The sequence below is a fragment of the Pseudomonas sp. TSRC2-2 genome, from assembly GCF_049897785.1.
Lineage (GTDB): Bacteria > Pseudomonadota > Gammaproteobacteria > Pseudomonadales > Pseudomonadaceae > Aquipseudomonas.
The window spans coordinates 474142-499288 of the sequence record NZ_JAFCWZ010000004.1 but is presented as its reverse complement, the minus strand read 5'-3'; the positions used below and the strand labels follow the sequence as shown (position 1 = coordinate 499288).

The following is a 25147-nucleotide window of genomic DNA, read 5'->3' as shown; positions in this document are numbered from 1 at the left end:
TCGATAGAAATCTATAACCGTAAGCGACCTCATTTGTCCCTGAAATACAAAACGCCCGATGCGGTGCATCGGGCGTTTTGAAACTGAAACAGGTGTAAACCTATTTCAGGACTAGACATTTTGGATTTTGGCGGAGCATTCAGTCGACGATCACGCGTTCGTTGTCGTCGTCACCCAAGCACACTGTCAACTGCTGGCCATCTTTGGTAAACGCGCAATGCGGCAACGACATCTGTCTGGCGATATAAATGGGCACGCCAATAAACACTGACGCTATCACTATCGCCATGACCGATCTGGCGATCATCGCCCAAAGCGAGGGAGCGCCTTGCTTCTTGAGCCTTGAACGCAAAAACAGACCGAGCCCCAACAACACCGCACCGATCAGCATCGCGCTGCCGATTTCATGAGGGCTGATGCTATAGATCCTTTGTTCCGCGTCGTCCGGATAATTGATTTGCCACCAGACGCCTATGGCCAAAGGCATAACGCCCGCCAGAATGCAGGCATGAATCGCTCCCGGCATGCGCACCAGCAGAGCCAACAACAAAGCCACGGTAGCGGCGACCCAGCCAATGACGAACAACTGTCCGCCCATTCCGCCCATAAAGGTACCTCCGACGTCGATCGGAGTGAGCAGATACCAGTCATAAAAAGCGCTGTGCAGTACAACCGAACCTAAAGCAAGCCAGCAAATCGGGTAGTAGATCCAGAGGGCATTGGGGCGGGTTAACACACTCATTCCTTGTTGTGATGTCGGAAGGGGCGCCAGTATGCCAGTGCTTCAATCAAGAGTCGCGAGATCGTTTGGCCACTGCCGGCCCGGCAACCCGCGGCAACGGTTTGGTCTGCATCAACGCATCCAGCGCCTTGCGATAACCCTGGCCACCAAGCGCCATGCTGTTGTTGTGCGTCGCCCCAGGCACCAGCAACAGCCGCTTGGGCTGCTCAGCGGCGTTAAAGAGTTGCTCGCTGAAGCGTGGCGGCACGAAGGCATCAGCCAGGCCATGCACGACGAGCAGCGGCATATGAATGTCGGCGATCTTGTCGATGGAATCGAATTTCTGTGACAGCAGCCAACGCACCGGAAGCGAGGTGTCAGCCACTGCGGCGGCGACATCGGCGAGCGAGGTAAAGGTCGACTCAATAACCAGGCCGCGCACGGGCAGAGGTGTGTGATTGCGCGCGGCTGTCTGACCAAGTTCAGCGGCCAGATCGATCGCCACTGCGCCACCGAGAGAATGGCCGTAGATCAGCCGTTTGTCCGGATCTGGCTGCAGCAGTTGAAAGCGTTCCCACGCAACGCGAGCATCTTCATAAACGCTGCGCTCCGACGGCAGGTCGCCCTTGCTTTGGCCAAATCCGCGATAGTCGATGGCCAGCACTGAATACCCCGCCGCTCGCAGCTGTTCGATGCGGAACAGTTGTCCGGTGAGGTTCCAGCGCACGCCATGCAGATACAGAATCGCTGGCGCATTGGCACGTTCTGCCGGCCACCACCAGGCATGGATATTCTGTCCGGCGCTGAAGCTTTTCGGTTGCAGATCAAGTTCCTGGACGCTGCCGGGCAGACCGCGATACCAGCCGGCCGTACCCGGTTCGATGCGGAACAACAGTTTGCGCTCGGTGTGTTCCAGCACCGCACAACTCGTCGGCACGCCAATAATCAGCGCGGCCATTATGGCGAACGCGAACCGGCGGCGCCGCAGACGAGTCAGTAAGGACAGGAACATTAATCGTTTCACCACGGCGCAGACAAAGAACGCTTTTTACCAGATGCCTCAGTCTGCGCGTGATTATTTTCGACCACCGTGCATGCGCAACGATTACAAGATGCTGCAATCGCTCACGTTACTTGCAGCACGAGCTTGCCGATATGGTCGCCTCCCTCCATGCGGGCATGGGCCTGAGCCGCGTCAGCTAGCGGGTAGACCTTGTCGATGATCGGCAGGCAGCGTCCGGCGCCAAGGGCAGGCCAAACGTGTTCCTGCAATTGATCGGCGATGGCGGCTTTCTCCGCAGCGGTGCGCGCGCGCAGCAGCGAGCCGGTGACCACCGCGCGTTTGCCTAGGATCGCCAGCAAATCGATATCGTTGGCGCGGGCACCGCCGAGGAAGCCGAGCATCACCAGGCGCCCGTCCATAGCCAGTGCGCTGATATTGCCGTTCAGATACGAGCCGCCCATGATGTCGAGAATCACGTTCACGCCCTGATCTGCCGTCTTTTCGGCAATGACCTTGGTGAAATCTTCGTCCCTATAGTTGATCGGTTGCCCGCCAAGCTGACGAATCGCCGCGCATTTTTCAGCGCTGCCAGCGGTGGCGAAGGCCTCAATGCCAAATTCACGACAGAGCATCAGTGCGGTGGTACCGATGCCGCTGGTGCCACCGTGAATGAGCACGCGCTGGCCGGCCTTGGCACCGCCGAGACCGAACAGGTTGGCCCATACAGTGAAAAAGGTTTCCGCAATCGCGGCGGCCTGAATCCAGTCGACACCGTCCGGCACGGGAAGCGTTTGCCCCGCTGGCACGGCGCAATATTCGGCATAGCCACCGCCATTGGTCAGCGCGCACACACGATCGCCGACAGCGAACCGCGTTACTCCGGTGCCGAGTGCGACCACTTCACCAGCCACTTCCAACCCGGGAATCGGGTCCATGCCGGGTTTCATTGGATACTTGCCGGCGCGCTGCAAGGCATCCGGACGATTGATTCCGGCAGCGTGAACGCGGATCAGCACCTGGCCCTCGGCAACGGTTGGCAGGGCCACGCGCCTGGCTTGCAACACTTCAGGGCCGCCGGGTTCAGTTATTTCGATACGGGTCATTTCATTGGGCAGTGACATTGTCGATTCCTGTGAAAAAGGTCGTGTAGATGGGAGCGCAGGCAACGCGCAATGATTCCCTTCAGTTCGCCGCGCAACCAGTTTGAGTCGCAGCAGGCAGCCAGCGCATGGCTTGCTCCAGCAGCAGGGCAACGCCGATCGCGCCGGCGGCGATCATAAACAGCAGCGAATGCTGGCCGCCCGAAGCATTGAACAGCGCCGAATAGGCAAACCCGGCCAACGCCTGGAAAGTGGCAAAAGACACCGTAGCGCGGCTCCAGGCAATCTGTTGACGGTGATGCGACGGCACCAGCTCATGCACCCGGGCCAGCGCCAGCGGCACGATGCCCGGCGGGAAAGAGCCGAGAATCACCGCCAGTAATGCCAGCGCCAGAAACGAATGTGTGACGGCCAGCAAGCCGAGGGCGATGGCTTGCACGACCAGCACCATTCGAATGCCTGCGCGTGCGCCAAGCTGGTCAGCCAGGAAGCCGTAAGTCACCGGCCCGACAATCGCCCCCAGGCCATACATGACCCAGACCGTTGCGCCGACATGCGCCCCGGCCCCCAGCCCTCGAGCTACGTAATCGACCAGAAACACCATGGCGGGCACGAGCCCGGCGGCCATGAACGCATATTGAGCGAACAACAGGTAAACACCCGGCGGTGTCGGCTCATCAGCCGACGGGCCATGCACAGCCGCGGCGTGCGCGGTATCCGCAGGCCAGCCAAACCAGCTCGATGCGGTCAGCAACAACGCCAGCGCGCCCAGCCCCAGCCACGTTGCCTGCAAGCCAAGCGTCAGCAGTGGGGGCACGATGGTTCCGGAACCGGCGATGCCGAGGCCGATGCCAAGGAAGATCGCGCCACTGGCCAAGCCTCTGCGCGCCGCCGGAACGTGAGGCAGCACGGTTGCCGCAACCAGCACCATGATCGCGCCACCCGCAATGCCGGACAGCAAGCGCCAACCGAAGAACCAGCTCACCGACAGCGGATAAGCACAGGCAAAAAATGCTGCCGTAACAGCCAGCATCATCAGGCGCAAAGCGTGGCGATTACCCAATCGATGGGCCATAGGCCGACCGAGGAGGGCGCCAATCAAGTAGCCGACCAGATTGGCCGCGCCGAGGTAAACGACATCATTGGCTGAAAACCACTGCGCCTGAATCAGCGAAGGGATCAGTGGCGTGTAGGCGAACCGCGCCAGGCCAATGCTGACCAGACTGGCGCAAAGCCCGGCGAAGATTGGCAGCCAGAGGCCGGAAGAGTTTGAAGTACGCATGTTTAGCGATCTCGCAAGAGGTGTATGGCGCTCACCTTATCGGCTATTGTTGCTGCGCATATGCAGCGATTAAGCGGCACGATGATGCAAAATTGCTTCGGTGAGGATCAGCATGAATTGGGATGATGCGCGGGTGTTTCTGGCGGTCTGTCGCGAGTCGACATTGCGTGGGGCTGCGCGGGTTCTGGGCGTCGACCAGGCCACAGTAGGACGGCGCATCACCGCGCTGGAAAAATCTTTGCGCGCGACGCTGTTCCTGCGCACGTCCGACGGCTACGCGCTGACCGCCGTCGGTGAGGCGGCGCTCAAAAGTGTGGAAAAAATGGAGCACTCGGCGCTGGAACTGGAGCGACACATCCACGGGCTGGATGATCGTCTGACCGGTCATGTACGGGTCAGCACCACCGACTCGCTGGCCATCGATTTCATCATCCCGGCGATGGCGCGCCTGCATGATCAGCATCCGGATGTGCAGATTCAGCTGGATGCGTCGACGCAGATCCTCAGTCTGGCCAAGCGCGAGGCGGATATCGCCGTACGCAATACCCGGCCGGATAACCCGGATCTCATCGCCCGACGAATCGCCCGTTGGCCTGTAGGACTTTTCGCAGCGCAGGCCTACGTCGAGCGCCATGGTGGACCGCAGCCCGGCAGTGCTTTCGAGGGCCATGATCTGGTGGTGTATCAGCCGTATTTACAGAGCAAAAAAGACCTCACACTGGTATCCGAGCCGTTAAGCCGTGGGCGTATCGTGGCGACGCTCAGCTCCAGCCTTCTAGTGCGTCGCTCAATTGCCGCAGGCCTCGGAGTAGGGGAGATCCCGGTGTATATGGGCGAGCGTGACGGTCTGGTCAGACTCTGGCCGGAGCGGACCCGGCCATTGCCGTATGAAGTGTGGCTGGTCACCCACGCTGACCTGCGCCATACCGCGCGGGTGCGGGCCGTGATTGAGCAGATCGTGGAGGCCTTTGCACTGGAAAACGAATAAGTGATTTCGGGTTTTGCCAAGGCTACAACGCCTGACGAAACAGCCTACGTCCGAGGCAGAATGGGCCGGCTTGTCGCCGAGAGCGATGAAATCTATTGTGACGGCAGTTCGATGCGGATTTCAGTCCCGCATCCAAACGAAGAGCCAGGGAAGGCCTCGTAGCCATGAAGGTGTCGCATTGAAAATCAGGGAAGTGAATCGATATGCAGTCACGGACAGATCGGAAACGGGTCGGGATAGGCACATCATGAGCACCATAAGCCGCGAAGAATTCGATGCCAGGATAGAGACCATCGAGACGAGAATGGATGGCCGCGTGGCAGAAATGCGCGCCGACATTCGTGGGTTTCTCGCTGCCCAGGCAGAGCGGGACAAGGTCTATCTTGAGCGGGACAAGGCCCTGCAAGAACGGGACAAGCGTTATGACCTGATGTGGATGGGCGTGCAGAAAATGGCCGACGAATCGCGGGAAGCGATCAGACAGGCATCGACGGTAAAGGCCAATTACTGGGCTGCTACCACTGTGCATTTTCTCGGCGTGGCTTCATTGCTGGTTGGCGCGCATTTCGCCAATCAGGCGGCGGTGTTGACTACGAAACAAACCACGCTGGCGGCGATTCAGATTGGTAAAGAAGTGTCCGTCCCCAAACCTGTCGAACGATCTGCGCCGGTGTCGCCGCAATAAAAAACGGCCTTCATTGGAAGGCCGTTCCGAATCGCGCCAGGTCATGGCATTTCTGGCAACTCCTGTGGCCGCAAGTCGAACACCAGTACTTCGGCATCGACCCCATTGCTCAAGCTCAGCAGCTGCTCTTCTCGAACCCGCACGCCGTCGCCTTCCTGCAACGCCTGGCCATTGAACTCGACGCTGCCGCGCGCAACGTGCACATAGGCGTAACGATTGGCCGGCAATTTCAGCGTGGCACTTTCCTTGCCGTCGAATAACCCCGCAAAGACGCGCGCATCCTGACGGACTTTCAGAGAACCGTTGCTCCCGTCCGGCGAGATGATCAGTTGCAGGCGACCACGTTTTTTTGCCGCGCTGAAGTGCTCCTGCTGATAGCGCGGTTTGGCACCGCTGACGTCCGGCACGATCCAGATTTGTAAAAAGTGCACGGGCTTGGTGGCTGAGTGGTTGAACTCACTGTGTGCCACGCCGCTGCCGGCGCTCATCAGTTGCACATCGCCGGGGCGGATCACCGAGCCAGTACCGAGGGTGTCCTTGTGTTCCAGCGCGCCTTCGAGCACATAGGAAAAGATCTCCATGTCACGGTGCGGATGCTGGCCGAAGCCTTTGCCGGCAGCGACACGGTCGTCGTTGATCACCAGCAGATCGGAGAATCCTTGTTCTCGCGGGTTGCGGTAATTGGCGAAAGAGAAGGTGTGAAACGACTTCAACCAGCCGTGATTGGCGAGGCCGCGATCGGAGGCTTTGCGAAGTGTCAGCATGATGAAATCTCCTGGCGGGACGTGAATTCGTCCGAGTGAGGAGAAGGTTACTGGTTACCAGACAAGGCAATAAGTAGATGGAAATTGAAAGACTGTCCGGCTCAGGTTGACAGTTTTGCGCTATGGTTCACCCATTCGTGTGCGCTGATTAAGCCTGAGTTAGCCATAATGCCCCGGTTCAGCGTGCGTATTGATTCCCGAATGTGTGATGCCTCCCATGAAAACCGTGGCAATGGTGCTGTTTCCTGACTTTCTGATGCTCGACATGGCCGGGCCGCTGGAAGTGTTTTCAGTCGCCAACCGTTATCTGAAACCTGATTTGCACTATCAATTGACGACGTTAGGCACCGAGCGCGGCCTGCTGAGAGCTTCCAATGGCGTGCAGGTGCAGGCTGATCTGCACATCGACGAAGCGGCCGAGCGCTATGACCTGTTATTGGTGCCCGGCGGGCCTGGCGCCTACAACCAGAGATTTCCCGGGCTGTTCGCCTGGTTGAACAACGCCGTACCGCGCGCCGAACGCTACGGTTCGATTTGCACTGGCGCCTTCATCCTCGGCCATGCCTGCCTGCTTGATGGCTATCGCGTCACCACGCACTGGAATTACACCGAACGCCTGATCAAAGCCTTTCCGAAAGCCACGGTGACCACCGATCAGATCTACGTCGAGGATCGTAATCTCATCACCTCGGGTGGCGTGACCGCCGGCATCGATCTCGCGCTGGCCGTAGTTGCCAAAGATCACGGCAAGAAGATCGCTCAGGACGTCGCCAAGGTCTTGTTGGTGGTCATGAAGCGCCAAGGCGGGCAGGCGCAGTTCAGTCCTTTGATGGCCGCAATCTCACCGCAAGAGACGCCAGTCACTCGCGTACAGAATTATGTGCTTGAGCACCTGGACGAGGCCTTCACCGTCGAGCGAATGGCCGGACTGGCGAATATGAGCGCACGGCACTTTGCTCGCCTGTTCGCCCGCGACATCAGCATGACGCCGATGGAATTTTTGCAGAATGCCAGAATTGACTGCGCGCGAAACCTTTTGGAAACCAGTGATCTGCCGCTGAAGACAATTGCGTATAAAAGTGGCTTCGGCAGCGTCCGGCACATGCGCTCGCTGTTCGCCGAAAAGCTCGGCCTAACGCCGATACAATACCGGGAACAGTTCAGCTAGAGCGGTTCTGTCCGTCTGACGCAGCTGGATGTCCGTACTGCGTCGGCTGTGGCGGTTGTATCGTCACGCAAGAGTGCCAAGATGTCTGGCATGAATAATCACAACGACACCCACCCCGGCTCGGTGCTGCGATTTGGCCCTTACGTCTTTCACGTGCGCCAGCGTCTGGTTCTTCAAGGAGAGCAGCCGCTGCGCATGGGCGGGCGCGCCATGGATATTCTTCTGGTGCTGCTTGAGCACGCGGGCGAGGTAGTCAGTAAAGAGCAGTTGATTGCTCGTGTGTGGCCGACATCGATCGTTGAAGAGATCAACCTGCGGGTGCACATCGCAGCGTTGCGCCGCGCACTGGGCGACGGCACCAATGGGCAGCGTTACATCATTCACGTGGCGCATTGCGGCTACAGTTTTGTCGCCCCGGTGGAGCAGAACCCACGTGACGTGCCGCCCATGCCCGCCGCCGCGCTCAGGCCACTGCACAATCTTCCGGCACGACTGACCCCAGTCAGTGGGCGCGATGCCTTGGTCGGTAGTCTGGTTCGCCAAATGCCGGTGTGCCGCCTGATGACGATTACCGGTGCGCCAGGTGTCGGCAAAACCACGGTGGCGCTGCGCGTGGCAGAACTGCTGCTGCAATATTTTCGCGATGGCGCCTGGTGGGTCGACCTTGCCAGCCTTGAAGATGACCTGCCGCTGCTTGAGCAGCTGTTGCACGCCCTGAAGACAGATTTTTCAACACTGACGGGTCGCCACGCCTTGTTGCTACTGGATAACGGCGATCACCAGCGCGAGAGCTGCGCGGCTTTGGTCGAAACCCTGTTGCAGGCTGCGCCTCGCCTGTCGATTCTGGTGACCTGCCGAGAAGCCCTGCAAGTCGCGCAGGAGACCATCCAATACGTGCCGCTGTTGGCGATTCCCAAGCGCTCGACATTGAATACCGTTGAAGAGGCCATGAGCTATCCGGCGGTGCAGTTGTTCGTCAATCGCGCGCGGGCGCGGCAGCATGGCTTCAGCTTACGTCAACAGGATTTGCCAGGCGTGCGCGAGATCTGCCGTCAACTGGACGGTTTGCCACTAGCGCTCGAGCTCGCAGCGGCGCAGATCGACGCGCTGGGCTTGATCGGTTTGCAGGCCCAGGTTGAAAACGGTCTGCAGTTGCTTGGCCAAGGCCGGCGCACCGCGGTGCCGCGCCATCAGTCGATGGGTGCTGCCATCGATTGGAGCGTTCAGCGCCTGACTGCAATGGAACAGCTTGTGCTGCTGCGTCTGTCGGTGTTCAGCATGGGCTTTACCCTCGAGGCCGCACTGAGTGTGATCAGCAGCGCGGATCTGGCTGGCTCCAGGCTCGTCGCGATAATCGAAGGTCTGGCGCGCAAATCGTTGCTGATTCAGCAACCCGTTCAAGCAACGCTCCGCTATTGGATGCTTAATACCGTGCGCCGCTATGCGCGTGATCAACTCGAGCGAACCGACGAGAGGCTCGAGCTGGAGCAGCGCCATGCGCGCTATCTCAGCCGAACGCGCAACGCGTCAGGCCGGGCACTGGTCGCGCAGACGGTCGAGTAGCCGGCGCACTTTGCGCACGTCCGCAGTGGCGTAGCCTTCGGTGAAGCGCTGGTAGATCGGGGTGAGCAGATCCAGGGCTTCGCGCTGTCGGGACTGGCTTTGCCACAGTTCAGCGAGATCCGTGGCGCTGCGCAACTCCCAGGCCAGCGCGCCTTGGCTTCTGGCGATGATCAAGGCTTGTTGCAGCGTTTGTTCGGCTTGCAGGATTTTGGTGGCGCCTGCGCGGGCCGATTCGCGAGCAGGTTCGAGAATCGGCTTCTCGGATTCCTTCAATAATGCCGCCGCGTGCGCGCGCAATATCTCCGCCGCGCTCCACCCCGCATCGCCATTGCGCGCCCGCTCCACCAGTGTTTCGTCGACAAAGCGTTCATCGAGCGTAACCATCACTTCCCGGATCAAACCGCTGCTCTGCGCTGACACAGGCGCGGCATTGTCCGGATCGATCACCTGCGCGTAGTGCCGGCCCCAGTTATTGAACAGCAATACCGAATGCTTCTGCGATTGCTCCAGCAGCAACTGCAGCAGAGCGCGGGCGTTGGCGCGGTCGCCGTTGTAATGGGCGATCAGACAACTGGCCAGCGCCAGGGTGTAGCAGATCGACGTTCCATGATTGATCTGCACGGCAATGTCCAGCGCCTGTCGTGCTGTGCGCCATGCCTGCTCGGGCAGACCCTGCAGCCACAGCACGCGAGCCAGCACCGTCAGCGAAGCAACACTCTGGTCGTATTGCACGCCAAAACCATGGGTGAAGCGATTGAGATGACCGCTGTGGGCCATGCGTTGCAGCACCTGCTCGGCGTGCACGCGTGCCTGCGGTTGGTCGCCGGCATAATGCAGTGCCAGCACCCGCAAGCGATGTGTGCTCAGTGACAGCAGTGGCTCGCCGTGCAGGCCGATGCGATCGAATTGCTCACTCTGGGCCAGCGCCGTGCGGTAATGCCCGCAACTCAGATTGACCGCCATGTGCCCGGACACCGCGCGCAGTTGTCCCGCCAGATCGCCGTGTTTCTCAGCCAATTGGCAGGCATCGACGAAGGCCTGGATGGTCTGTGGCGTGCCGCCCCAGGTGTGATAGCTGGCGCTGCCGAGCGCCAGTTTCAAGGCGATTTGCAGACGAGGGCAGGGCTCGGCGGTTTCCTCGAGCAGACTCAGTGCCCGACGCACATAACGGCTGTAATTGCGCAGCCGCGACAGCTCTTGCCACAACGGTGCTGAAGCGGCTGTCAGTTGTACACCCAGTTCATCTGGTCCCGGCCCGTTGAGGCTCCAATCCAGCGCCGCGCGCAGATCCTCCAGACCCCGGGCATAGCGCTCCATCCATAATACGGTCGGGGTATTGTCCCAATCCGCTTGCGCCTGCTGCATCAATGTCAGGCAGCGCTCGGCGTGGCGTTGGCGGGTTGCACTGAGCTCGTCGGCCTGTTCGAGTTTTTCCAGTGCGTAGTGGCGCGTGGTGTCGAGCAAGCGGTAGAAAACATCTTCGTCGCCGACTTCGACGCTAAGCAGGGATTTGGCCACCAGTTGCGTGACAGCGCTGAACACCGCGCCGGGATCGATCTGCTGGCCGATGACCACTGCCGCCGCCGAGGCGAGGGTGAAGCTGCCGCGGAAAATACCCAATCGCCGCAGGCATGTTTGCTCGCAGGCGTTGAGCAGGTTGAAGCTCCAGTCCATCGTCGCGCGCAGGGTCAAGTGGCGTTCGGCACTGCTGTGCTGTCCGGCCGACAATGGCGGCAGCCCTTTGCGCAATTGTTTGAGCAACCCGTCCATACCCAATTCGCTGACCTGAGCGGCGGCCAGTTCCAGCGCCAGCGGAATACCGTCCAGGCGCTGGCAGATCTCGATTGCTTGCGGCAACTGCGCAGGGCTCAGTTCAAAGCTTTCGCGGGCTGCAGTGGCGCGCTCGACAAACAGTTGCAGCGCAGCAAAACTCAGCGCCTCGCTCGGCGCCATCGACGTCGACATGGACGGACATTCGAGCGATTCCAGACGCAGCACGAACTCGCCCTCGGCGCGCAGGCTTTCTCGGCTGGTCGCGAGGATATGCACCTTGGGCGCGCCGCGCAGAATCTGCTCGCTGAGCGACGCGATCGCATCGATCAGGTGCTCGCAGTTATCAATCACCAGCAACATTTGTCGCTCACGCAAACCATCGACCAGACAACCCTGCGCATCGCCGTCGGGCGCAGATAGATCGAGCAGCGCCGCCAGATGCGTGCCGATCAGCGCGGGCTCGGCGATGGGTGCCAGATCCACCAGGCGGATGCCGTCGCGATACTGGCCGATCAATTGCTCGGCGACACGCAGGGCGACGGTGGTCTTGCCGATGCCGCCGGGGCCGACCAGGGTGATGCAGCGTCGGCGTGGCAGTTGCGCAATCAAATGATCGACGACCGGCTGGCGGCCAATCATCCGCGTACGGCGCAGCGGCAGATTGTGTCTGGCGACGGCAACCGCAGGTTTTTGTTCGAGGCTGTCGAGCAGGATCGGAGCGACAAAGCTGTAGCCACGTTGCGCGACCGTGACGATGTAGCGCTGGCCGTTCTGCCCGTCGCCCAGCGCCTTGCGTAGCGCCGCCATGTGCACGCGTAGATTGATGTCTTCAACGACACTGTCTGGCCAGACCCCGGCCATCAGTTGCTGCTTGCTCACCACTTCACCGGCGTGGGCCAGCAAAATCAGGAGGATGTCCATCGCCCGCCGTCCCAGGCGCAAAGGCTGTTGGCCTTCAAGTAGCAGTCGTTGCCCGGGATGAATCCGATAGGGGCCAAACGCAATGGCCTGATTCGGGGGAAAACTCAACAGCGCGCTCCTGCGGTGATGCGGCGGACAGGGCGAATCAGTGCCTGGCGCGTGCGCAGGCCGTCTGATCCGGGGTGTCCGGGCATAATCCTCAGGTTTGAGCATCAGTGCAACGGGTGGCGTAACGGCAGCAGTCAAAAAACCGCAGGCTGCGCGGCGCTGCTTTTCAGCTTGCCCATGGCTCGACAGCGCCAGGCGAAGGGGTTGATGCCCTCGCTGCGGGTGAACATGTGGCAGAAGTGCGCCTGATCGCAGAAGCCGCACTCCAGGCTGATCTGCGTCAGGCTGAGGTCGGTGTGCTGGATCAGCAACTTGGCCCGCGCCAGACGCTGGGCGCGAATCCAGTCCTGCGGCGACAGGCCGGTGCTGCATTTGAAGGCGCGGGAGAAATGACTGCGGGACAGTGAGCAGGCACGGGCCAGCTCAGCCACTTCGAGGCTTTCGCCCAAGCGGTCGAGGATCAACTGTTTGATGTGGCGTTCGCGCTGTGGACTGAGTCCGCCAGTCGCGTTTTTACGCGGTTCGCAGGCAGGGGCGAGGGCGACGGTTCGCTGTAGATAAGCCATGGCCAAGGTCCGTGTCGGTGGGGAAGGCATGGTCGGCGCATTCCCTCAGGTCAAAACAGCAACGCTGCGCAGAGGACTTCATTGTTGGGCCGTGGCGTGAGGCTGACGAGTTAATCGTTGTTAATTTCCCTGCTCAGGCTGGAACTCAGCACATCCTTGCAAGTCACCGCCCGGCGTTTTGCGCGACGATGTCGACAAAGCATGGCCGCCGTCGGCCAGGTACAAGGGGAATGCAATGACAAGCGGGAGTACGGCCCCTGCAAACGCGCGGCGAAAGTGCCGTTGATCGAGTAAAGTGCCCAGCGCCTGTGGCAAAAAGTGCCTGACACCGACAAGGAAACCACGCCCATGAACCGTAATGATCTGCGCCGCGTCGACATGAACCTGCTGGTGATTTTCGAAGCGCTGATGTTCGAAAAGAACCTGACCCGTGTGGCGGAAAAACTGTTCATGGGCCAGCCGGCGGTCAGTGCTGCACTGGGGCGTTTGCGTGATCTGTTCGACGACCCGTTGCTGCTGCGCAACGGTCGCGGCATGGAGCCGACAGCGCGGGCGCTGGCGATTCTCAAGGAGCTGCAACCGGCAATGGATGTGATTTCCGGGGCGGTCAGCCGCGCCAAGGAATTTGAACCGGCGAGCAGTTGCGACGTGTTCCGCATCGGTCTGTCGGATGACGCCGAGTTCGGTCTGTTTCCGCCGCTGTTGCGCCAGCTTCAGCTGGAGGCGCCGGGGATTGTCGTGGTGGTGCGCCGTGCCAATTATCTACTGATGCCGGCGCTGTTGGCCTCGGGAGAAATCTCAGTGGGCGTCAGCTACACCACGGATCTGCCGGCCAATGCCAAGCGCAAGAAGCTGCGCGACATCCCTTGCAAAGTGCTGCGCGGCGATGACCGTCCGGGGCCGCTGACGCTGGATGAATATTGCGAGCGGCCGCATGCGATGGTGTCGTTCTCTGGTGACCTGAGCGGCAATATCGACCTGGATCTGGCCAAGATCGGCCGATGCCGCCGCGTAGTGCTCGGTGTGCCGCAATTCAGCGGCTTGCGTGCCTTGCTCGCCGGTACCGAGATGATCGCCACCGTACCGGATTACGCTGCCTGTGCCTTGGTCGAAGGCTGCGCCCTGCGCGCCGAAGACCCGCCGTTCCCGATCGATGCCGCGCAATTGTCGATGGCGTGGAGCGGGGTGCACGACAACGATCCGGCGGAGAAATGGCTACGCTCGCGCATCAGCCAGTTCATGGCGGCGCCGCTGGATATTCCGGCGCTTTAACCCATCGCGATCACACAACCACGTGGCAGCCTGCCAACTGAGTGCACGCCACCAACCCCTGTGGGCGCGGGCTTGCTCGCGAAATCGGTATGCCAGTCGCGGATGTGACTGACCTGACGCCTCCGCGAGCAAGCTCACTCCCACATGGTTTTGGGCGGCCCGCCAATTGAGTGAATGCCATCAAATCCTGTGGGAGCTTCACCTTGTCTGTCGTTGGAGGCGGACTGTCCGTGGTCTGAAAAACAACTAAGCACACCCATCCAATTTCTCCCGCCCTGGTCTTGGCATGATTCCCGTCAATGACATTCAAGGGGTCGGGTCATGATGGTGTCGAGGGATGAACAGGCGCGCAACATCGGGTTGCTGTTTCTGCGGGTCAGCGGCGGGTTGTTTCTGTTGTGGGTGCACGGCTTGCCCAAGCTGCTGGACTTCACTGCGCAACTGCAACTGATCGAAGACCCGTTCCACCTCGGCGCCCACCTCACTCTCATCCTGGCGATTTTCGCTGAAGTCCTTTGCCCGTTGCTGATCATCGCCGGCGTGCTGGCGCGATTGGCCTGCTTGCCTATTCTCTTTGTGCTGCTCGTTGCGTTGCTGGTCGTGCATCCGCAATGGAGTGTGGCCGAAGGGCAGTTTGGCTGGTTGCTGTTGATTCTTTTCACCACTGTATTGATCGCCGGGCCGGGACGGCTGGCGATTCCTGTTCGTTTGCCCGGAGTGCTGCGTTATGCCTGAAGTCCTTAATCAACAAGCACTGGGGGCCGATGAGACCGTCACGTTGATCATCAAGCACTCGGTCAAGGCCGGTTTCGAATTGGCCTACGAAGCGTGGCTGCGCAACATCGTGCGCGTCGCCGGGCAACGCGAAGGGCATCTGGGTGTGGACGTGGTGCGCGGCAAGCGCGGGCGTCTGGATTTTTACACCTGCGTGCTGCGCTTCAGCTCCACCGAGGCCATGCAAGGCTGGCTGGAATCCTTCGAGCGTCAGGCGCTGATCGCCGAAGCCGCACCGATGCTGGCTGACGGTGATCAGACCGAGGTCGCACCGGTCAACGAGTTCTGGTTCACACCGCTGGCCGAAGCCGGCTCGCCGCCGCCGCGCTGGAAGCAGGCTGTTGTCACCCTGTTGGTGATTCTGCCGCATACCCTGCTGGTGCCGCTGATCTGGGGCCCGCTGCTGGCGCTGCATCCGATTCTTTCCAACTACGTGGTTGCCACGTTTCTGATCACCCTGACCATCGTTCTCTCGGTGGTCTACGTGGTCATGCCGCCGGTCACCCGTTTGTTCACCCCGTGGCTGGAAGCCAGCCAGGCCCATGAACACCTCGATTCCCAAGAAACCTCGCCGCGTTAACGCGGGGTTGCTTCTTTTCACTTTTGCTTGAGGAACTGCGATGAGCGCCGATCTGATTTTATTCAATGGCCAATTTCATACCGTAGACCGCGAAAAACCACTGGCCAGTGCGGTGGCGATCAAGGATGGCCGCTTCGTCGCCGTCGGTAACGATGCCGAGGCCATGGCCCTCAAGGGCAGCGCCACGCAAGTGGTCGACATGAAGGGCCGCTGCGTCATCCCAGGCCTCAACGACTCGCACTTGCACCTGATTCGCGGCGGCTTGAACTACAACCTCGAACTGCGCTGGGAAGGCGTGCCGTCGCTCGCCGACGCGCTGCGCATGCTCAAGGATCAGGCCGATCGCACGCCAACCCCGCAATGGGTGCGCGTGGTCGGTGGCTGGAACGAATTCCAGTTCGCCGAAAAACGCATGCCGACCCTGGAAGAAATCAACCAGGCGGCGCCGGACACCCCGGTGTTCATCCTGCACCTCTACGACCGTGCACTGCTCAACCGCGCCGCCCTGCGCGTCGCCGGTTACACCCGCGACACGCCGAACCCGCCGGGTGGCGAGATCGTCCGTGACAGTAATGGCAACCCGACCGGCATGCTGGTCGCGCGGCCGAACGCGATGATTCTCTACTCGACACTGGCGAAGGGGCCGAAGCTGCCGCTGGAATATCAGGTCAACTCGACCCGTCAGTTCATGCGCGAGCTCAATCGCCTCGGCCTGACCAGTGCGATCGACGCCGGTGGTGGTTTCCAGAACTATCCGGATGATTACCAAGTGATCGAGCAACTGGCCAAAGACGACCAGTTGACCGTGCGCATCGCCTACAACTTGTTCACCCAGAAGCCGAAAGAAGAACTGACCGATTTCCAGAACTGGACCGGCAGCGTCAAGTTGCATCAGGGCGATGACTTCCTGCGCCACAACGGCGCCGGCGAGATGCTGGTGTTCTCCGCCGCCGACTTCGAAGACTTCCTCGAGCCGCGCCCGGACCTGCCGCAGACCATGGAACAGGAGCTGGAGCCGGTGGTGCGCCACCTGGTCGAGCAGCGCTGGCCGTTCCGTCTGCACGCCACGTACAACGAATCGATCAGCCGCATGCTCGACGTGTTCGAGAAGGTCAACCGCGACATTCCGTTCAACGGTCTGCCGTGGTTCTTCGACCACGCGGAAACCATCACCCCGCAAAACATTGAGCGCGTGAAGGCGTTGGGCGGCGGCATCGCGATTCAGGATCGCATGGCGTTTCAGGGCGAATACTTCGTCGATCGCTACGGCAAACAAGCCGCCGAAGCCACACCGCCGATCAAGCGCATGCTCGCTGAAGGTGTGCCGGTTGGCGCCGGCACCGACGCCACCCGAGTGTCGAGCTACAACCCGTGGACCTCGCTGTACTGGATGGTCAGCGGCCGCACCGTTGGCGGTCTGGCGCTGTACGAAGAAGGTTTGCCACGCAGCACCGCACTGGAGCTGTTCACCCACGGCAGCGCCTGGTTCTCCTCGGAGCAGGGCAAGAAAGGCCAGATCCGCGTCGGCCAACTGGCGGACCTGGCAGCCCTCAGCGCCGACTTCTTCAGCGTTGAAGAGGAAGCGATCAAGTGGATCGAGTCGGTGATGACCGTGGTCGGCGGCAAGATTGTCTACGCCGCCGGCGACTTCGAAGACCTCGGCCCGCGTTCGATTCCGGTGCTGCCGGACTGGTCGCCCGTGGTCAAGGTTCCGGGCCATTGGCGCCCGAATTCGCCACTGCAGGCGCAGGTTCACCAGTGCAGCGGGCCGTGCGCGGTGCACACCCACAGCCATGAAAAAGCGCGGATGTCGAATGCGCCGGTCAGCGACTTCGCCGGTTTCTGGGGCGCGTTCGGCTGTTCCTGCTTCGCCTTCTGAGTTCGAAAAAAAGCGCCGGTCATCACGGCCGGCGCTTCACGCAACAACCATCCCTCCAGGAGTTTTGCCATGAGCGTTCCTTACAAGCGTCTGAACAAAGATGATGCCGTCGTCCTGTTGGTCGATCACCAGACCGGCCTGATCTCGCTGGTGCAGGATTTCTCGCCGAACGAGTTCAAGAACAACGTGTTGGCACTGGGCGACATCGCCAAGTTCTTCAAGCTGCCGACCATTCTGACCACCAGTTTCGACGCAGGCCCCAACGGCCCGATCGTGCCTGAGCTGCTCGAGCAATTCCCCGACGCGCCATTCATTCAGCGTCCTGGCCAGATCAATGCCTGGGACAACGAAGACTTCGTCAAAGCGATCAAGGCTACTGGCCGCAAGCAACTGATCATCGCCGGTGTGGTAACCGACGTTTGCGTAGCTTTCCCGACGCTGTCGGCGATTGCTGAAGGCTTCGAAGTGTTTGTTGTGACTGACTCGTCGGGCACCTTCAACACCACCGTGCAACAAGCCGCCTGGGCGCGGATGTCGGCCGCCGGTGCCCACCTGATGAACTGGTTCGCTGTGGCTTGCGAGCTGCAAGGTGACTGGCGCAACGATATGGAAGGTCTGGCGCATCTGCTGTCCGAGCGTTTGCCTAACTATCGCAACCTGATCAACAGCTACACCAAGTTCACTGCCAAGTAAGAAAATCAAAAGATCGCAGCCTGTTGCAGGCTGCGATCTTTTGCTGTTAGCGCTTCTGCAACCAACCCAAAAAACCTCCCTTCTTCACCGCCACCGGTTTGGCCATCAATGCGAGGCGACTGTTCTGCTGACGCACCGCCTGCAATTTGTTCAAGGCCCGGCCGACTTCGCTGCGCTTGTCCATGCACTCACGGGTCAACTGTTTGTCGAGACGATAGATGATGCTCGACGTCAGCGCCGTGAACGTCGCCTGCGACGGCGTATCGGCGAGAATGCTCTGCTCACCCATGACCTCGCTCGGCCCCATGCGCCCGGCCTCGGTCTGGCCGTTGCCATCCGGCACCGTCGCGCTGACCACACCCGTGGCGATCACGAACAGGCTGTCCGGCACTTCATCCAGGTCCAGCACTACCTGACCCGCCGTGTACTGTTGCGCGACCATCGACGCAGCCAGGCGATCGCGTTCGTCACTGCTCAGCGAGCGGAAAATCTTCACCTCATCCAGCAAGGCACGGGCGCGGCTCGACGGTTCGATCACGCCGTCGGGATGCCGAGAAATTCCCGCCGCTTCGAGATGGCGGTGGGCGAGGTCGAACAGTTGATTGCGCACTTCACTTTTTTTGCCGAGCTCGGCGATGAAACCGCTGGCGACGTATTCCGACATGGTTTCGCCGGCCTCTTTGAGCACGGCTTTCGGCGCGGGACTGAGCAGCAGCGAACTGCTGCCCTGCAAGGTCCGATCAAGGGCATCGAGCACCCGACGCGGACGAATATGGTTCGGTACTTGGATGCTGATCGACACCCCATGCATGTTGCTCGGACGGCTCAGGTTGACAATCTTTGCCTTGGCCGCCACCGAGTTCGGTACCACGGCCATGGTGCCGGCGCTGGTCAGCAGGTGCGTGGCGCGCCAGTCGATATCGAACACCTTGCCTTCAACGCCGTCGATCATCACCAGATCATCCACCTGATAGGGCTTGGTGGTGTTGAGGACGATGCCGGAGAACACGTCGGCGAGTGTGCTTTGCAGCGCCAGACCGACGACGATGGCGACCACCCCGGAAGTGGCCAGCAGACCTTTGACCGGCAGCTCCAGCACGTAGCCGGCGGCTGCGACAATCGCGACCAGAAACACCAGCGCGCCGATGACATCCTGCAGCAAGCGACCGCTGTGACCGATGCGGCGCATCAACGCCAGGCCGATCACCTCGGTCAGCACCCGTGCTGCGTACAACCACCAGAGAATCCCCAGCGCCGTCGCACCCAGTTGTGCCACGCGATCATCGGCGAACAGCGGCGCCTGCAACGGGCTGACACCGGCGTTGATCACCAGCGCGCTGAACGCCAGAAACAATGCCAGACGTACGCCGACTCGCGGTGCGCGATGGCTGAAGGGCGAGAAATGCCAGAGTGCGGCGTCGAGCAGCAACAGTACGGCGCTCCAGGAGAGCAGGTGGGCGTAGAAAAGAGTCATGACCGGTACTCCGCGACGCTGGTGAGAAAAAAGATCGCAGCCTTCGGCGGCTCCTACAGGGAACCGTATTCCAGGGTAGGAGCTGCCGAAGGCTGCGATCTTTTGCTTTTATGGATTCAGATGAGTCTTCAGTTCAGCCGCAGCCTGACGCACCGCAGCCTTCACTTCTGGAATCTGGCTCAGCGGATTGAGCAGGCCGAAGTCATGAATCATCCCGTTGTAGCGCACCGAAGTCACCGGCACGCCAGCCGCATCCAAGTGCCGCGCATAGCCTTCGCCTTCGTCACGCAGCACGTCGAACTCGGCGGTCTGCACCAGCGCAGCGGGCAAGCCCCTGAGCTGTTCGGCGCTGGCGTTGAGTGGCGATGCGTGGATCTGCGCACGCTCGGCCGGGTTGGTGGTGTAGTTGTCCCAGAACCACTGCATCATGCCTTTGGTGAGAAAGTGACCCTCGGCAAATTGCTGGTACGAACCGTCATCGAACTGCGCATTGGTTACCGGCCACATCAACAGCTGAAAGCGCAGGGCCGGGGCTTTCTGTTCCTTGGCCATCAACGCCACGACTGCCGCCATGTTGCCGCCGACGCTGTTGCCGGCCACCGCCAGACGCTTGCCATCGACGCCGATGTCCTTGCCGTGCTCGGCCACCCATTTGGTTGCGGCATAAGCCTGATTGATCGCGGTCGGGTACTGCGCTTCCGGCGATGGTGTGTAGTCGACATACACCGCCACAGCGCCAGAGCCGACCACCAGATCACGGATCAGACGCTGGTGTGTCGGGAAGTCACCCAGCACCCAGCCGCCGCCGTGGAAGAACATGAACACCGGCAACTCGCCTTTGACCTTGGCCGGGCGCACCACTTTCAGGTTGATGGTCTGGCCATCGACCTTGATCGCCTTGTCGCTGACTTCCACGCCGGACAGATCAACCTTCACCGAAGCCTGGGCACCGGTCAGCACTGCACGGGCGTCTTTCGGGCTCAGTTGCTCCAGCGGACGACCGCCGCCGGCGGCGAGCGCATCGAGAAACGCCTGAGTGTTGTGTTCGACGCCAGGACTGCCAGCGGCGAAAGCGCTGCTGACGGACAGGGCAAGCAGGGACGCGGCGAGGGTTTTCTTGATGCTCATGTTCAATTCCATTTTTGAGTATTTATACGTTCGTGTAGGAGCTGCCGGAGGCTGCGATCTTTTGATCCTGTTTTGCCATTTCCAGCGTCACTGCAGATGAAGATCAAAAGATCGCAGCCTGCGGCAGTTCCTACCTGTTCAGGGTTGTTTTCAAACCGTGAGCACAGATTAATGGGCTGCTGAAAAGCGAAAAAGCGGCTATAAAGCGTTTAACTGTCCACCAGAGAGTGACAATGAACCCGTTCGAAGACATGCGTATTTTTTGCCAGGTCATGGACTCCGGCAGCTTCACCGCCGCGGCCGATCAGTTGGGCCTGTCCAAGCAGTTCGTCAGCCGTCGTTTGATGCAACTCGAAGAGCGCCTCGGTGTGCGTCTGTTGAACCGCTCGACACGGCGGCTCGACGTCACCCCATTGGGGCAGAGTTATTACGAATCGGCGCTACGTTTGCTCGGCGAGGTGGAGCAGGTCGAGCAGGGCATCGCCGGTGAAACCGCCGAGCCGCGCGGCACGATTCGTCTGAGCGCACCGCTGTCGTTCGCCGTAGCGCACCTGGGTTGTCTGTTGCCGTTGTTTTTGCAGCGTTATCGCGAGGTGACTGTCGAGGTCGACTTGAGCGATCGCCCGGTCGACCTGCTGGGCGAGGGCTACGACCTCGCCCTGCGCATCGGCGTGCTGGAAGACTCGACACTGATCGCCCGGCGCATCGCCAGCATCGAACGGGTCTACTGCGCCAGCCCCGCGTACCTTGCCGAACGCGGCACACCACTCAAACCCGAAGACCTGCACAGCCACGACTGCCTGCCGTACGGCCACGGGCGCTCGGTGCAATGGCGCTTCAACGAAGCGCCGGGCAAACCGGTGCTGGTCAACGTCACCGGACGCATGCGGGTGAACAACGGCGAACTGCTGCGGGACGCGGCGGTGCAGGGGATGGGGGTTACCTATCTGCCGACCTTCATCGTCGGTGCAGCGCTGAAGGACGGGAGGCTGGTGCCTGTCCTGGATGATTTACGTCCCGAGCCACTGACCTTATCGGCGGTGTATCCGCAACATCGCCAGGCTTCGCGGCCGGTGCAGGCGCTGGTGGAGTTTTTGCGCGAGAAGCTTAATCAGAGCCACGTGAATCTTTGATCCTTACGCTGATTAAACTGTAGGAGCACAAAGTTCACGCAGGAACTGGCTTACAAGTTTGCAACAACCGAAGTGACCAGGCTGATCTTCGTCGACGGCAAAGACGTAATCCAACTGGGCTGCAACGGTCGGGAAAGCCTGTCGCTGTTTGCGCTGGGTGCGCGCAGTGTCGTCGGCGTGGATCAATCGGCAGCCTTTCTCGCACAGGCCCGCGAGCTGAACAGTCGCTCGCCGCACACTGCCGAATTCGTCGAGAGCGACATCCACCATCTGCCCGCATCGCTGCATAACCGCTTCGACGTCGCCCTGATCACCATTGGGGTACTCAACTGGATGCCCGACATCGGCGAATGCTTTCGTCATGTCGCGCAGGTGCTCAAGCCGGGCGGGCAACTGGTGATCTACGAAACCCATCCGTTTCTGGAGATGGTTGATCCCCAGGCTGAAGATCCGTTGCGCCTCGTCAGCTCGTATTTCCGTGCCAAGCCGTTTGTACAGGAAGAACCGATCGTTTACGTAGGTAAAGTCGAGCAGCCGGCGGCAAAGTCGTACTGGTTCGTGCATACGCTGGGGGCGATCTTCAGCGGCGCCATTGGAGCGGGGCTGAACATCGTGGACTTTCAGGAGTACGCGCATTCGAATCGGGAAGAGGTTTATGACTGCTACCTGAATCAGACGGTGCAGTTGCCGATGTGCTTTAGCCTGGTGGCGAGCAAGGCCTGAAACGCTGTATTGCGACGGCTGGCCTTTTCGCCAGCAGGCTCGCTCATACACCGAATTTTCGCCGTACACGAATCCAGTGTGGAGCGAGCCTGCTCGCGATGGCGGCCATGTGACCGCCACATTTTTCGAGAGCCAGTCAAGCCTGCGCCGCTGCACTCACCACCGGCCGTCCCGGTTTGCGCAGCGGGTCCAGGCGTGACCCTTCGTAGCGGGTTTCGCGGAAGAACTTCCAGTGGCCGAACAGGCAGTAAACGTGGGTCACCCGGCCTTGTTCCTGATAGCCCATGCGGATATGCAGTTTCAGCGCCGGGATGTTATGGGTTTCACAGACGTCGACGACCTTGGTGCAACCCTGCGCCGCCATCGCCTGCCACAGCGCAACCTGCACGTCCACCGACAGGCTGCTGCCGAAGTAGGCGCGGATCATTTCGCCGCCGAATTCGAAGAACTCGCCGGGTTTGACCGGGAAGGTGCAGCCGTAATAGTGGCGGTCGTGGTAGTCGCGAATGCTGCCCCAGATGAAACCCACGGCATGGCCATCGGCGTCGAGGTACATGTGCCCGGTGTGGCCCTCGGCAGCCAGTTCGGCCATGGTGCCGACGCGGTCGCCAAAGTGTTTGCTGAACGCCACGGCATTCTGCGCGGTGATGTCGGCTTTGCGCAGGCCTTCATATGGGCGCAGTTTGTGCGGTGGCACCGGGCTGACCAGGTCGCGCTCCATCCACAGCAGTTCCCAGTGGAAGAACACGTAGCGTTTCCACAACGTCCCGACGGTGCGGCCCAGGCCTTTCTGTCTGATGCGATCTTGCACTTTGGTGATGATGCTCATGGTGCCCCTCCAGGGTCTTGGCCCGGATGTTGTGGTGAGTGTCGTGTCGGCTTGCGTTACAGCGGTGATTCATTCGAGCGCCGTGGCACCCTGTGTTTCTTCTCGATTGAGGTCGGCATACGAGACTCGCGCGACGCCTCTCAAACCCTGTTCGAGTATCTCGCTCAATGACTCGCCGGAGTCGAGATAGGCATCGCCGAAATCGACGCCGAGGCGGGTCGGGTGGGCAACGATTTCCAGCACGCCGTCGCTGGGCACGCTGGCATTGCGCAGGTCCACCGGGGTGCAGACGTAATCAGCGCAAACCCGCGCCAGACGCTGCAAACGACCATTGAGCAAACCTTTGAATAAGCGTTTGGGCAGCGTGAGGTTGTGCCCAAGATTGCGCGCCAGCCGGATCGGTACGCCTTGCTCAGCGGCAAACTTCGCGACGACTTCGCCGATCGGCCAGATGTTGTGTACGTGCTGGTGCGAGTCGATGTGACTCGGGCGCATGCCGTGATCGACGCAGCGTTGCCATTGCGCCTGCAATTCGGCGCGCACCGCGTCACGGTCTGCGCGACCCAGCCACAGGCTGTGGCGGGGCAGGTTGAGGTCGAACACGCCGTTGCCATCGCAGAACGTTCGCCGCCCCAGGATCGCCTGGCTCAACGGGCGCCCGTAGGTCAGGTTGAAGTGCAGGCCGATCCGACCTTCCAGTGCCGGATGCCGAGCCATGGCGCATGCGGCTTCGAACGCCGGCATGTTGGCCATGGCCGTGGCCGAGCTGATCAGGCCGGCCTGAAAGGCTGCGAAGATCACCGCGTTTTCATTGGCACTGAGACCGAAGTCATCAGCGTTGACTATGACTTGGCGAGGCATGGCCGCCCTCCGGAGTGATTGCGACAGGTTGCACCAGCGCTGCAGGTTTTTTGTTTGCACGGCGGGCCCGCCACTGTTGCACGGCGGGCTTGCAGCGATACCAGATGCGCAGCGCCAGACCCAATGCCAGCCCACTTGGGCGCCACGAATAGAAACTCCAGCGCCAGTGTTCCAGTTGCCCGGTCATGCGTTCGTGCAGTTGATGGCTGGAATTTTCCAGGCTGACCCGTGACGCGTCGATCCAGCGCCAGTGTTCATCCAGGCCCCAGCGAATCCATTCCTCCAGTAACACCCGGCCACTGCCCAGGTCGGCGTATTGCGGCAGGAATGCAAGGTTGTAATCGTAGAGCCGGCCCTGTTCGAGCAGGCCGAGGCGATAGCTGATGCAGCGGCCGTTCAGCTCGAGCATCACCACGCGTACCAAGCCTTGGCCGGCGAGGGCGGTGAAGGCGCGTTCGATCCATTGGCGACTGCGCGGCGTGGCGAAAATTCCGACGCCTTCATCGCCTTTCCAACTCACCGTTTCGACTTCGCTGAGGGTCTGCAACAAGGCACCCATGCTCAGTGCATCCGGGGTGATCCGGCGGATCTGCGCACCGCACGCGGCAATCCGTTTGCGTGCCCGTCGCAGTTTGTAGCGTGGATCGCCGGAGACTTCCTGATGGTCGGCTTCGCTGATCAGATGCACCGGCACCCGGCAACTCAGGCGTCGCTCGGCGGTGGAGCTGCGCGCCATCCATGCGGTGACGGCACTTTCTTCACCCGCCGGCTCCGACAACTCATTGAGTTGCAGCAGCGCATGGGGCAGGCGCTGGCGAATCAGCACCAGCGCCTCGTGCATGTCTTCGCCGCCGAGCAGCGACAGCAAAGCCAGACGATCGGCCAGCGGATAACCCAAGTGATGCAAGACCCGAAACGGCACCCCGGCGAAGCGCTCGCGGCTGGCCACCAGCGGCAGGCACAGACGCAGTTCTGCGGCCTCCCAACCGAGCAGAATGTGCAAGCGCTGATCCTCGCCCAGGGCCTGTTCCGCCGCGCACAACCAGCCGAGATTGTTGAACGGTGTATGGTCGGTTACGCCCAGGCGCAGCGTTTCATAAGCGGTTGCCGGGAAGTCGGCGGCGCATAGGGACGTGCGCCATTCGAATCGCATCACCAT

Annotated in this window: 23 protein-coding genes; 11 read left to right on the top strand and 12 right to left on the bottom strand. The window is 60.8% G+C overall.

Annotated features, from left to right (window positions below):
- Positions 1 to 139 precede the first annotated feature (139 nt).
- The 4 genes from ACP7D9_RS11050 to ACP7D9_RS11035 form a co-directional block, all read right to left on the bottom strand.
- Positions 140 to 742: a hypothetical protein gene (locus ACP7D9_RS11050; RefSeq protein WP_426157367.1), complete on the bottom strand. Its 603-nt coding sequence runs from the start codon at positions 740 to 742 to the stop codon at positions 140 to 142.
- A gap of 46 nt (positions 743 to 788) precedes the next feature.
- Positions 789 to 1733: an alpha/beta hydrolase gene (locus ACP7D9_RS11045; protein WP_426157365.1), complete on the bottom strand. Its 945-nt coding sequence runs from the start codon at positions 1731 to 1733 to the stop codon at positions 789 to 791.
- Between the two features lie 113 nt (positions 1734 to 1846).
- Positions 1847 to 2845, bottom strand: a complete 999-nt coding sequence (locus ACP7D9_RS11040) for an NAD(P)H-quinone oxidoreductase (protein WP_313003337.1) — start codon at positions 2843 to 2845, stop codon at positions 1847 to 1849.
- A 61-nt stretch (positions 2846 to 2906) separates the two neighbouring features.
- Positions 2907 to 4106 (bottom strand): YbfB/YjiJ family MFS transporter, encoded by a 1200-nt coding sequence (locus tag ACP7D9_RS11035; RefSeq protein WP_426157363.1) that lies wholly within the window; start codon positions 4104 to 4106, stop codon positions 2907 to 2909.
- Between the two features lie 112 nt (positions 4107 to 4218).
- Between ACP7D9_RS11035 and ACP7D9_RS11030 the strand changes: the two genes are divergently transcribed.
- Both ACP7D9_RS11030 and ACP7D9_RS11025 read left to right on the top strand, forming a co-directional pair.
- Complete coding sequence (locus ACP7D9_RS11030) at positions 4219 to 5094, top strand: LysR family transcriptional regulator (RefSeq protein ID WP_101159894.1); 876 nt, start codon at positions 4219 to 4221, stop codon at positions 5092 to 5094.
- 247 nt (positions 5095 to 5341) lie between these two features.
- On the top strand, positions 5342 to 5779 hold the full coding sequence (locus tag ACP7D9_RS11025; protein ID WP_426157361.1) for a hypothetical protein: 438 nt from the start codon (positions 5342 to 5344) through the stop codon (positions 5777 to 5779).
- 41 nt (positions 5780 to 5820) lie between these two features.
- Here the strand turns inward: ACP7D9_RS11025 and ACP7D9_RS11020 are convergent, their stop codons facing one another.
- Positions 5821 to 6543, bottom strand: coding sequence for a pirin family protein (locus ACP7D9_RS11020; RefSeq protein ID WP_101159892.1), 723 nt, complete (start codon positions 6541 to 6543; stop codon positions 5821 to 5823).
- Between the two features lie 217 nt (positions 6544 to 6760).
- Between ACP7D9_RS11020 and ACP7D9_RS11015 the strand changes: the two genes are divergently transcribed.
- Together ACP7D9_RS11015 and ACP7D9_RS11010 are read left to right on the top strand one after the other, a co-directional pair.
- A complete protein-coding gene (locus ACP7D9_RS11015; protein ID WP_313003718.1) occupies positions 6761 to 7711 on the top strand; it encodes a GlxA family transcriptional regulator in 951 nt (316 codons plus the stop codon).
- A 90-nt stretch (positions 7712 to 7801) separates the two neighbouring features.
- The gene (locus tag ACP7D9_RS11010) at positions 7802 to 9274 is read left to right on the top strand and encodes an ATP-binding protein (RefSeq protein WP_426157359.1); all 1473 of its coding nucleotides are present in this window, start codon (positions 7802 to 7804) and stop codon (positions 9272 to 9274) included.
- On the opposite strand, the gene ACP7D9_RS11005 is transcribed toward ACP7D9_RS11010, so the two are convergent.
- Positions 9239 to 12076 carry an ATP-binding protein gene (locus ACP7D9_RS11005; RefSeq protein WP_426157357.1) on the bottom strand — a complete coding sequence of 946 codons (2838 nt, stop codon included), beginning with the start codon at positions 12074 to 12076 and terminating at the stop codon, positions 9239 to 9241. The genes ACP7D9_RS11010 and ACP7D9_RS11005 overlap by 36 nt on opposite strands.
- A 134-nt stretch (positions 12077 to 12210) precedes the next feature.
- Positions 12211 to 12642, bottom strand: a complete 432-nt coding sequence (locus ACP7D9_RS11000; protein ID WP_101159889.1) for a helix-turn-helix domain-containing protein — start codon at positions 12640 to 12642, stop codon at positions 12211 to 12213.
- Positions 12643 to 12990: 348 nt separating this feature from the next.
- Between ACP7D9_RS11000 and ACP7D9_RS10995 the strand changes: the two genes are divergently transcribed.
- The 5 genes from ACP7D9_RS10995 (at position 12991) to ycaC (ending at position 17840) form a co-directional block, all read left to right on the top strand.
- Positions 12991 to 13914, top strand: a complete 924-nt coding sequence (locus ACP7D9_RS10995; RefSeq protein ID WP_313003308.1) for a LysR substrate-binding domain-containing protein — start codon at positions 12991 to 12993, stop codon at positions 13912 to 13914.
- Between the two features lie 321 nt (positions 13915 to 14235).
- Entirely contained in the window at positions 14236 to 14649 is a 414-nt protein-coding gene (locus ACP7D9_RS10990) for a DoxX family protein (RefSeq protein ID WP_101159886.1), read from the top strand.
- On the top strand, positions 14642 to 15268 hold the full coding sequence (locus ACP7D9_RS10985) for an antibiotic biosynthesis monooxygenase (protein WP_426157354.1): 627 nt from the start codon (positions 14642 to 14644) through the stop codon (positions 15266 to 15268). Before ACP7D9_RS10990 ends, ACP7D9_RS10985 begins: the two co-directional genes overlap by 8 nt.
- A gap of 40 nt (positions 15269 to 15308) precedes the next feature.
- Positions 15309 to 17147, top strand: a complete 1839-nt coding sequence (locus ACP7D9_RS10980; protein ID WP_101159884.1) for an amidohydrolase — start codon at positions 15309 to 15311, stop codon at positions 17145 to 17147.
- Positions 17148 to 17216: 69 nt separating this feature from the next.
- On the top strand, positions 17217 to 17840 hold the full coding sequence (ycaC, locus tag ACP7D9_RS10975) for an isochorismate family cysteine hydrolase YcaC (protein WP_016774080.1): 624 nt from the start codon (positions 17217 to 17219) through the stop codon (positions 17838 to 17840).
- Between the two features lie 46 nt (positions 17841 to 17886).
- Here ycaC and ACP7D9_RS10970 read toward each other — a convergent pair whose 3' ends face one another.
- A complete protein-coding gene (locus ACP7D9_RS10970) occupies positions 17887 to 19314 on the bottom strand; it encodes a mechanosensitive ion channel domain-containing protein (protein WP_426157351.1) in 1428 nt (475 codons plus the stop codon).
- Positions 19315 to 19422: 108 nt separating this feature from the next.
- Entirely contained in the window at positions 19423 to 20442 is a 1020-nt protein-coding gene (locus ACP7D9_RS10965) for an alpha/beta hydrolase (protein ID WP_101159881.1), read from the bottom strand.
- 233 nt (positions 20443 to 20675) lie between these two features.
- On the opposite strand from ACP7D9_RS10965, the gene ACP7D9_RS10960 reads away from it, so the two are divergent.
- Entirely contained in the window at positions 20676 to 21575 is a 900-nt protein-coding gene (locus tag ACP7D9_RS10960) for a LysR family transcriptional regulator (protein ID WP_426157349.1), read from the top strand.
- A 72-nt stretch (positions 21576 to 21647) separates the two neighbouring features.
- Complete coding sequence (locus tag ACP7D9_RS10955; protein WP_426157347.1) at positions 21648 to 22298, top strand: methyltransferase domain-containing protein; 651 nt, start codon at positions 21648 to 21650, stop codon at positions 22296 to 22298.
- Positions 22299 to 22434: 136 nt separating this feature from the next.
- On the opposite strand, the gene ACP7D9_RS10950 is transcribed toward ACP7D9_RS10955, so the two are convergent.
- From ACP7D9_RS10950 to ACP7D9_RS10940, 3 genes are all read right to left on the bottom strand, one after another.
- On the bottom strand, positions 22435 to 23127 hold the full coding sequence (locus tag ACP7D9_RS10950; RefSeq protein ID WP_426157345.1) for a GNAT family N-acetyltransferase: 693 nt from the start codon (positions 23125 to 23127) through the stop codon (positions 22435 to 22437).
- A gap of 69 nt (positions 23128 to 23196) precedes the next feature.
- Positions 23197 to 23988: a carbohydrate deacetylase gene (locus ACP7D9_RS10945; protein WP_426157343.1), complete on the bottom strand. Its 792-nt coding sequence runs from the start codon at positions 23986 to 23988 to the stop codon at positions 23197 to 23199.
- A complete protein-coding gene (locus ACP7D9_RS10940) occupies positions 23960 to 25147 on the bottom strand; it encodes a GNAT family N-acetyltransferase (RefSeq protein ID WP_426157341.1) in 1188 nt (395 codons plus the stop codon). Before ACP7D9_RS10940 ends, ACP7D9_RS10945 begins: the two co-directional genes overlap by 29 nt.

Coding starts and splice junctions, on each gene's coding strand:
- ACP7D9_RS11050 (WP_426157367.1), bottom strand. CDS start 742: ATGAGTGTGTTAACCCGCCCCAATGCCCTCTGGATCTACTACCCGATT.
- ACP7D9_RS11045 (WP_426157365.1), bottom strand. CDS start 1,733: ATGTTCCTGTCCTTACTGACTCGTCTGCGGCGCCGCCGGTTCGCGTTC.
- ACP7D9_RS11040 (WP_313003337.1), bottom strand. CDS start 2,845: ATGTCACTGCCCAATGAAATGACCCGTATCGAAATAACTGAACCCGGC.
- ACP7D9_RS11035 (WP_426157363.1), bottom strand. CDS start 4,106: ATGCGTACTTCAAACTCTTCCGGCCTCTGGCTGCCAATCTTCGCCGGG.
- ACP7D9_RS11030 (WP_101159894.1), top strand. CDS start 4,219: ATGAATTGGGATGATGCGCGGGTGTTTCTGGCGGTCTGTCGCGAGTCG.
- ACP7D9_RS11025 (WP_426157361.1), top strand. CDS start 5,342: ATGAGCACCATAAGCCGCGAAGAATTCGATGCCAGGATAGAGACCATC.
- ACP7D9_RS11020 (WP_101159892.1), bottom strand. CDS start 6,543: ATGCTGACACTTCGCAAAGCCTCCGATCGCGGCCTCGCCAATCACGGC.
- ACP7D9_RS11015 (WP_313003718.1), top strand. CDS start 6,761: ATGAAAACCGTGGCAATGGTGCTGTTTCCTGACTTTCTGATGCTCGAC.
- ACP7D9_RS11010 (WP_426157359.1), top strand. CDS start 7,802: ATGAATAATCACAACGACACCCACCCCGGCTCGGTGCTGCGATTTGGC.
- ACP7D9_RS11000 (WP_101159889.1), bottom strand. CDS start 12,642: ATGGCTTATCTACAGCGAACCGTCGCCCTCGCCCCTGCCTGCGAACCG.
- ACP7D9_RS10995 (WP_313003308.1), top strand. CDS start 12,991: ATGAACCGTAATGATCTGCGCCGCGTCGACATGAACCTGCTGGTGATT.
- ACP7D9_RS10990 (WP_101159886.1), top strand. CDS start 14,236: ATGATGGTGTCGAGGGATGAACAGGCGCGCAACATCGGGTTGCTGTTT.
- ACP7D9_RS10985 (WP_426157354.1), top strand. CDS start 14,642: ATGCCTGAAGTCCTTAATCAACAAGCACTGGGGGCCGATGAGACCGTC.
- ACP7D9_RS10980 (WP_101159884.1), top strand. CDS start 15,309: ATGAGCGCCGATCTGATTTTATTCAATGGCCAATTTCATACCGTAGAC.
- ycaC (WP_016774080.1), top strand. CDS start 17,217: ATGAGCGTTCCTTACAAGCGTCTGAACAAAGATGATGCCGTCGTCCTG.
- ACP7D9_RS10970 (WP_426157351.1), bottom strand. CDS start 19,314: ATGACTCTTTTCTACGCCCACCTGCTCTCCTGGAGCGCCGTACTGTTG.
- ACP7D9_RS10965 (WP_101159881.1), bottom strand. CDS start 20,442: ATGAGCATCAAGAAAACCCTCGCCGCGTCCCTGCTTGCCCTGTCCGTC.
- ACP7D9_RS10960 (WP_426157349.1), top strand. CDS start 20,676: ATGAACCCGTTCGAAGACATGCGTATTTTTTGCCAGGTCATGGACTCC.
- ACP7D9_RS10950 (WP_426157345.1), bottom strand. CDS start 23,127: ATGAGCATCATCACCAAAGTGCAAGATCGCATCAGACAGAAAGGCCTG.
- ACP7D9_RS10945 (WP_426157343.1), bottom strand. CDS start 23,988: ATGCCTCGCCAAGTCATAGTCAACGCTGATGACTTCGGTCTCAGTGCC.
- ACP7D9_RS10940 (WP_426157341.1), bottom strand. CDS start 25,147: ATGGTGATGCGATTCGAATGGCGCACGTCCCTATGCGCCGCCGACTTC.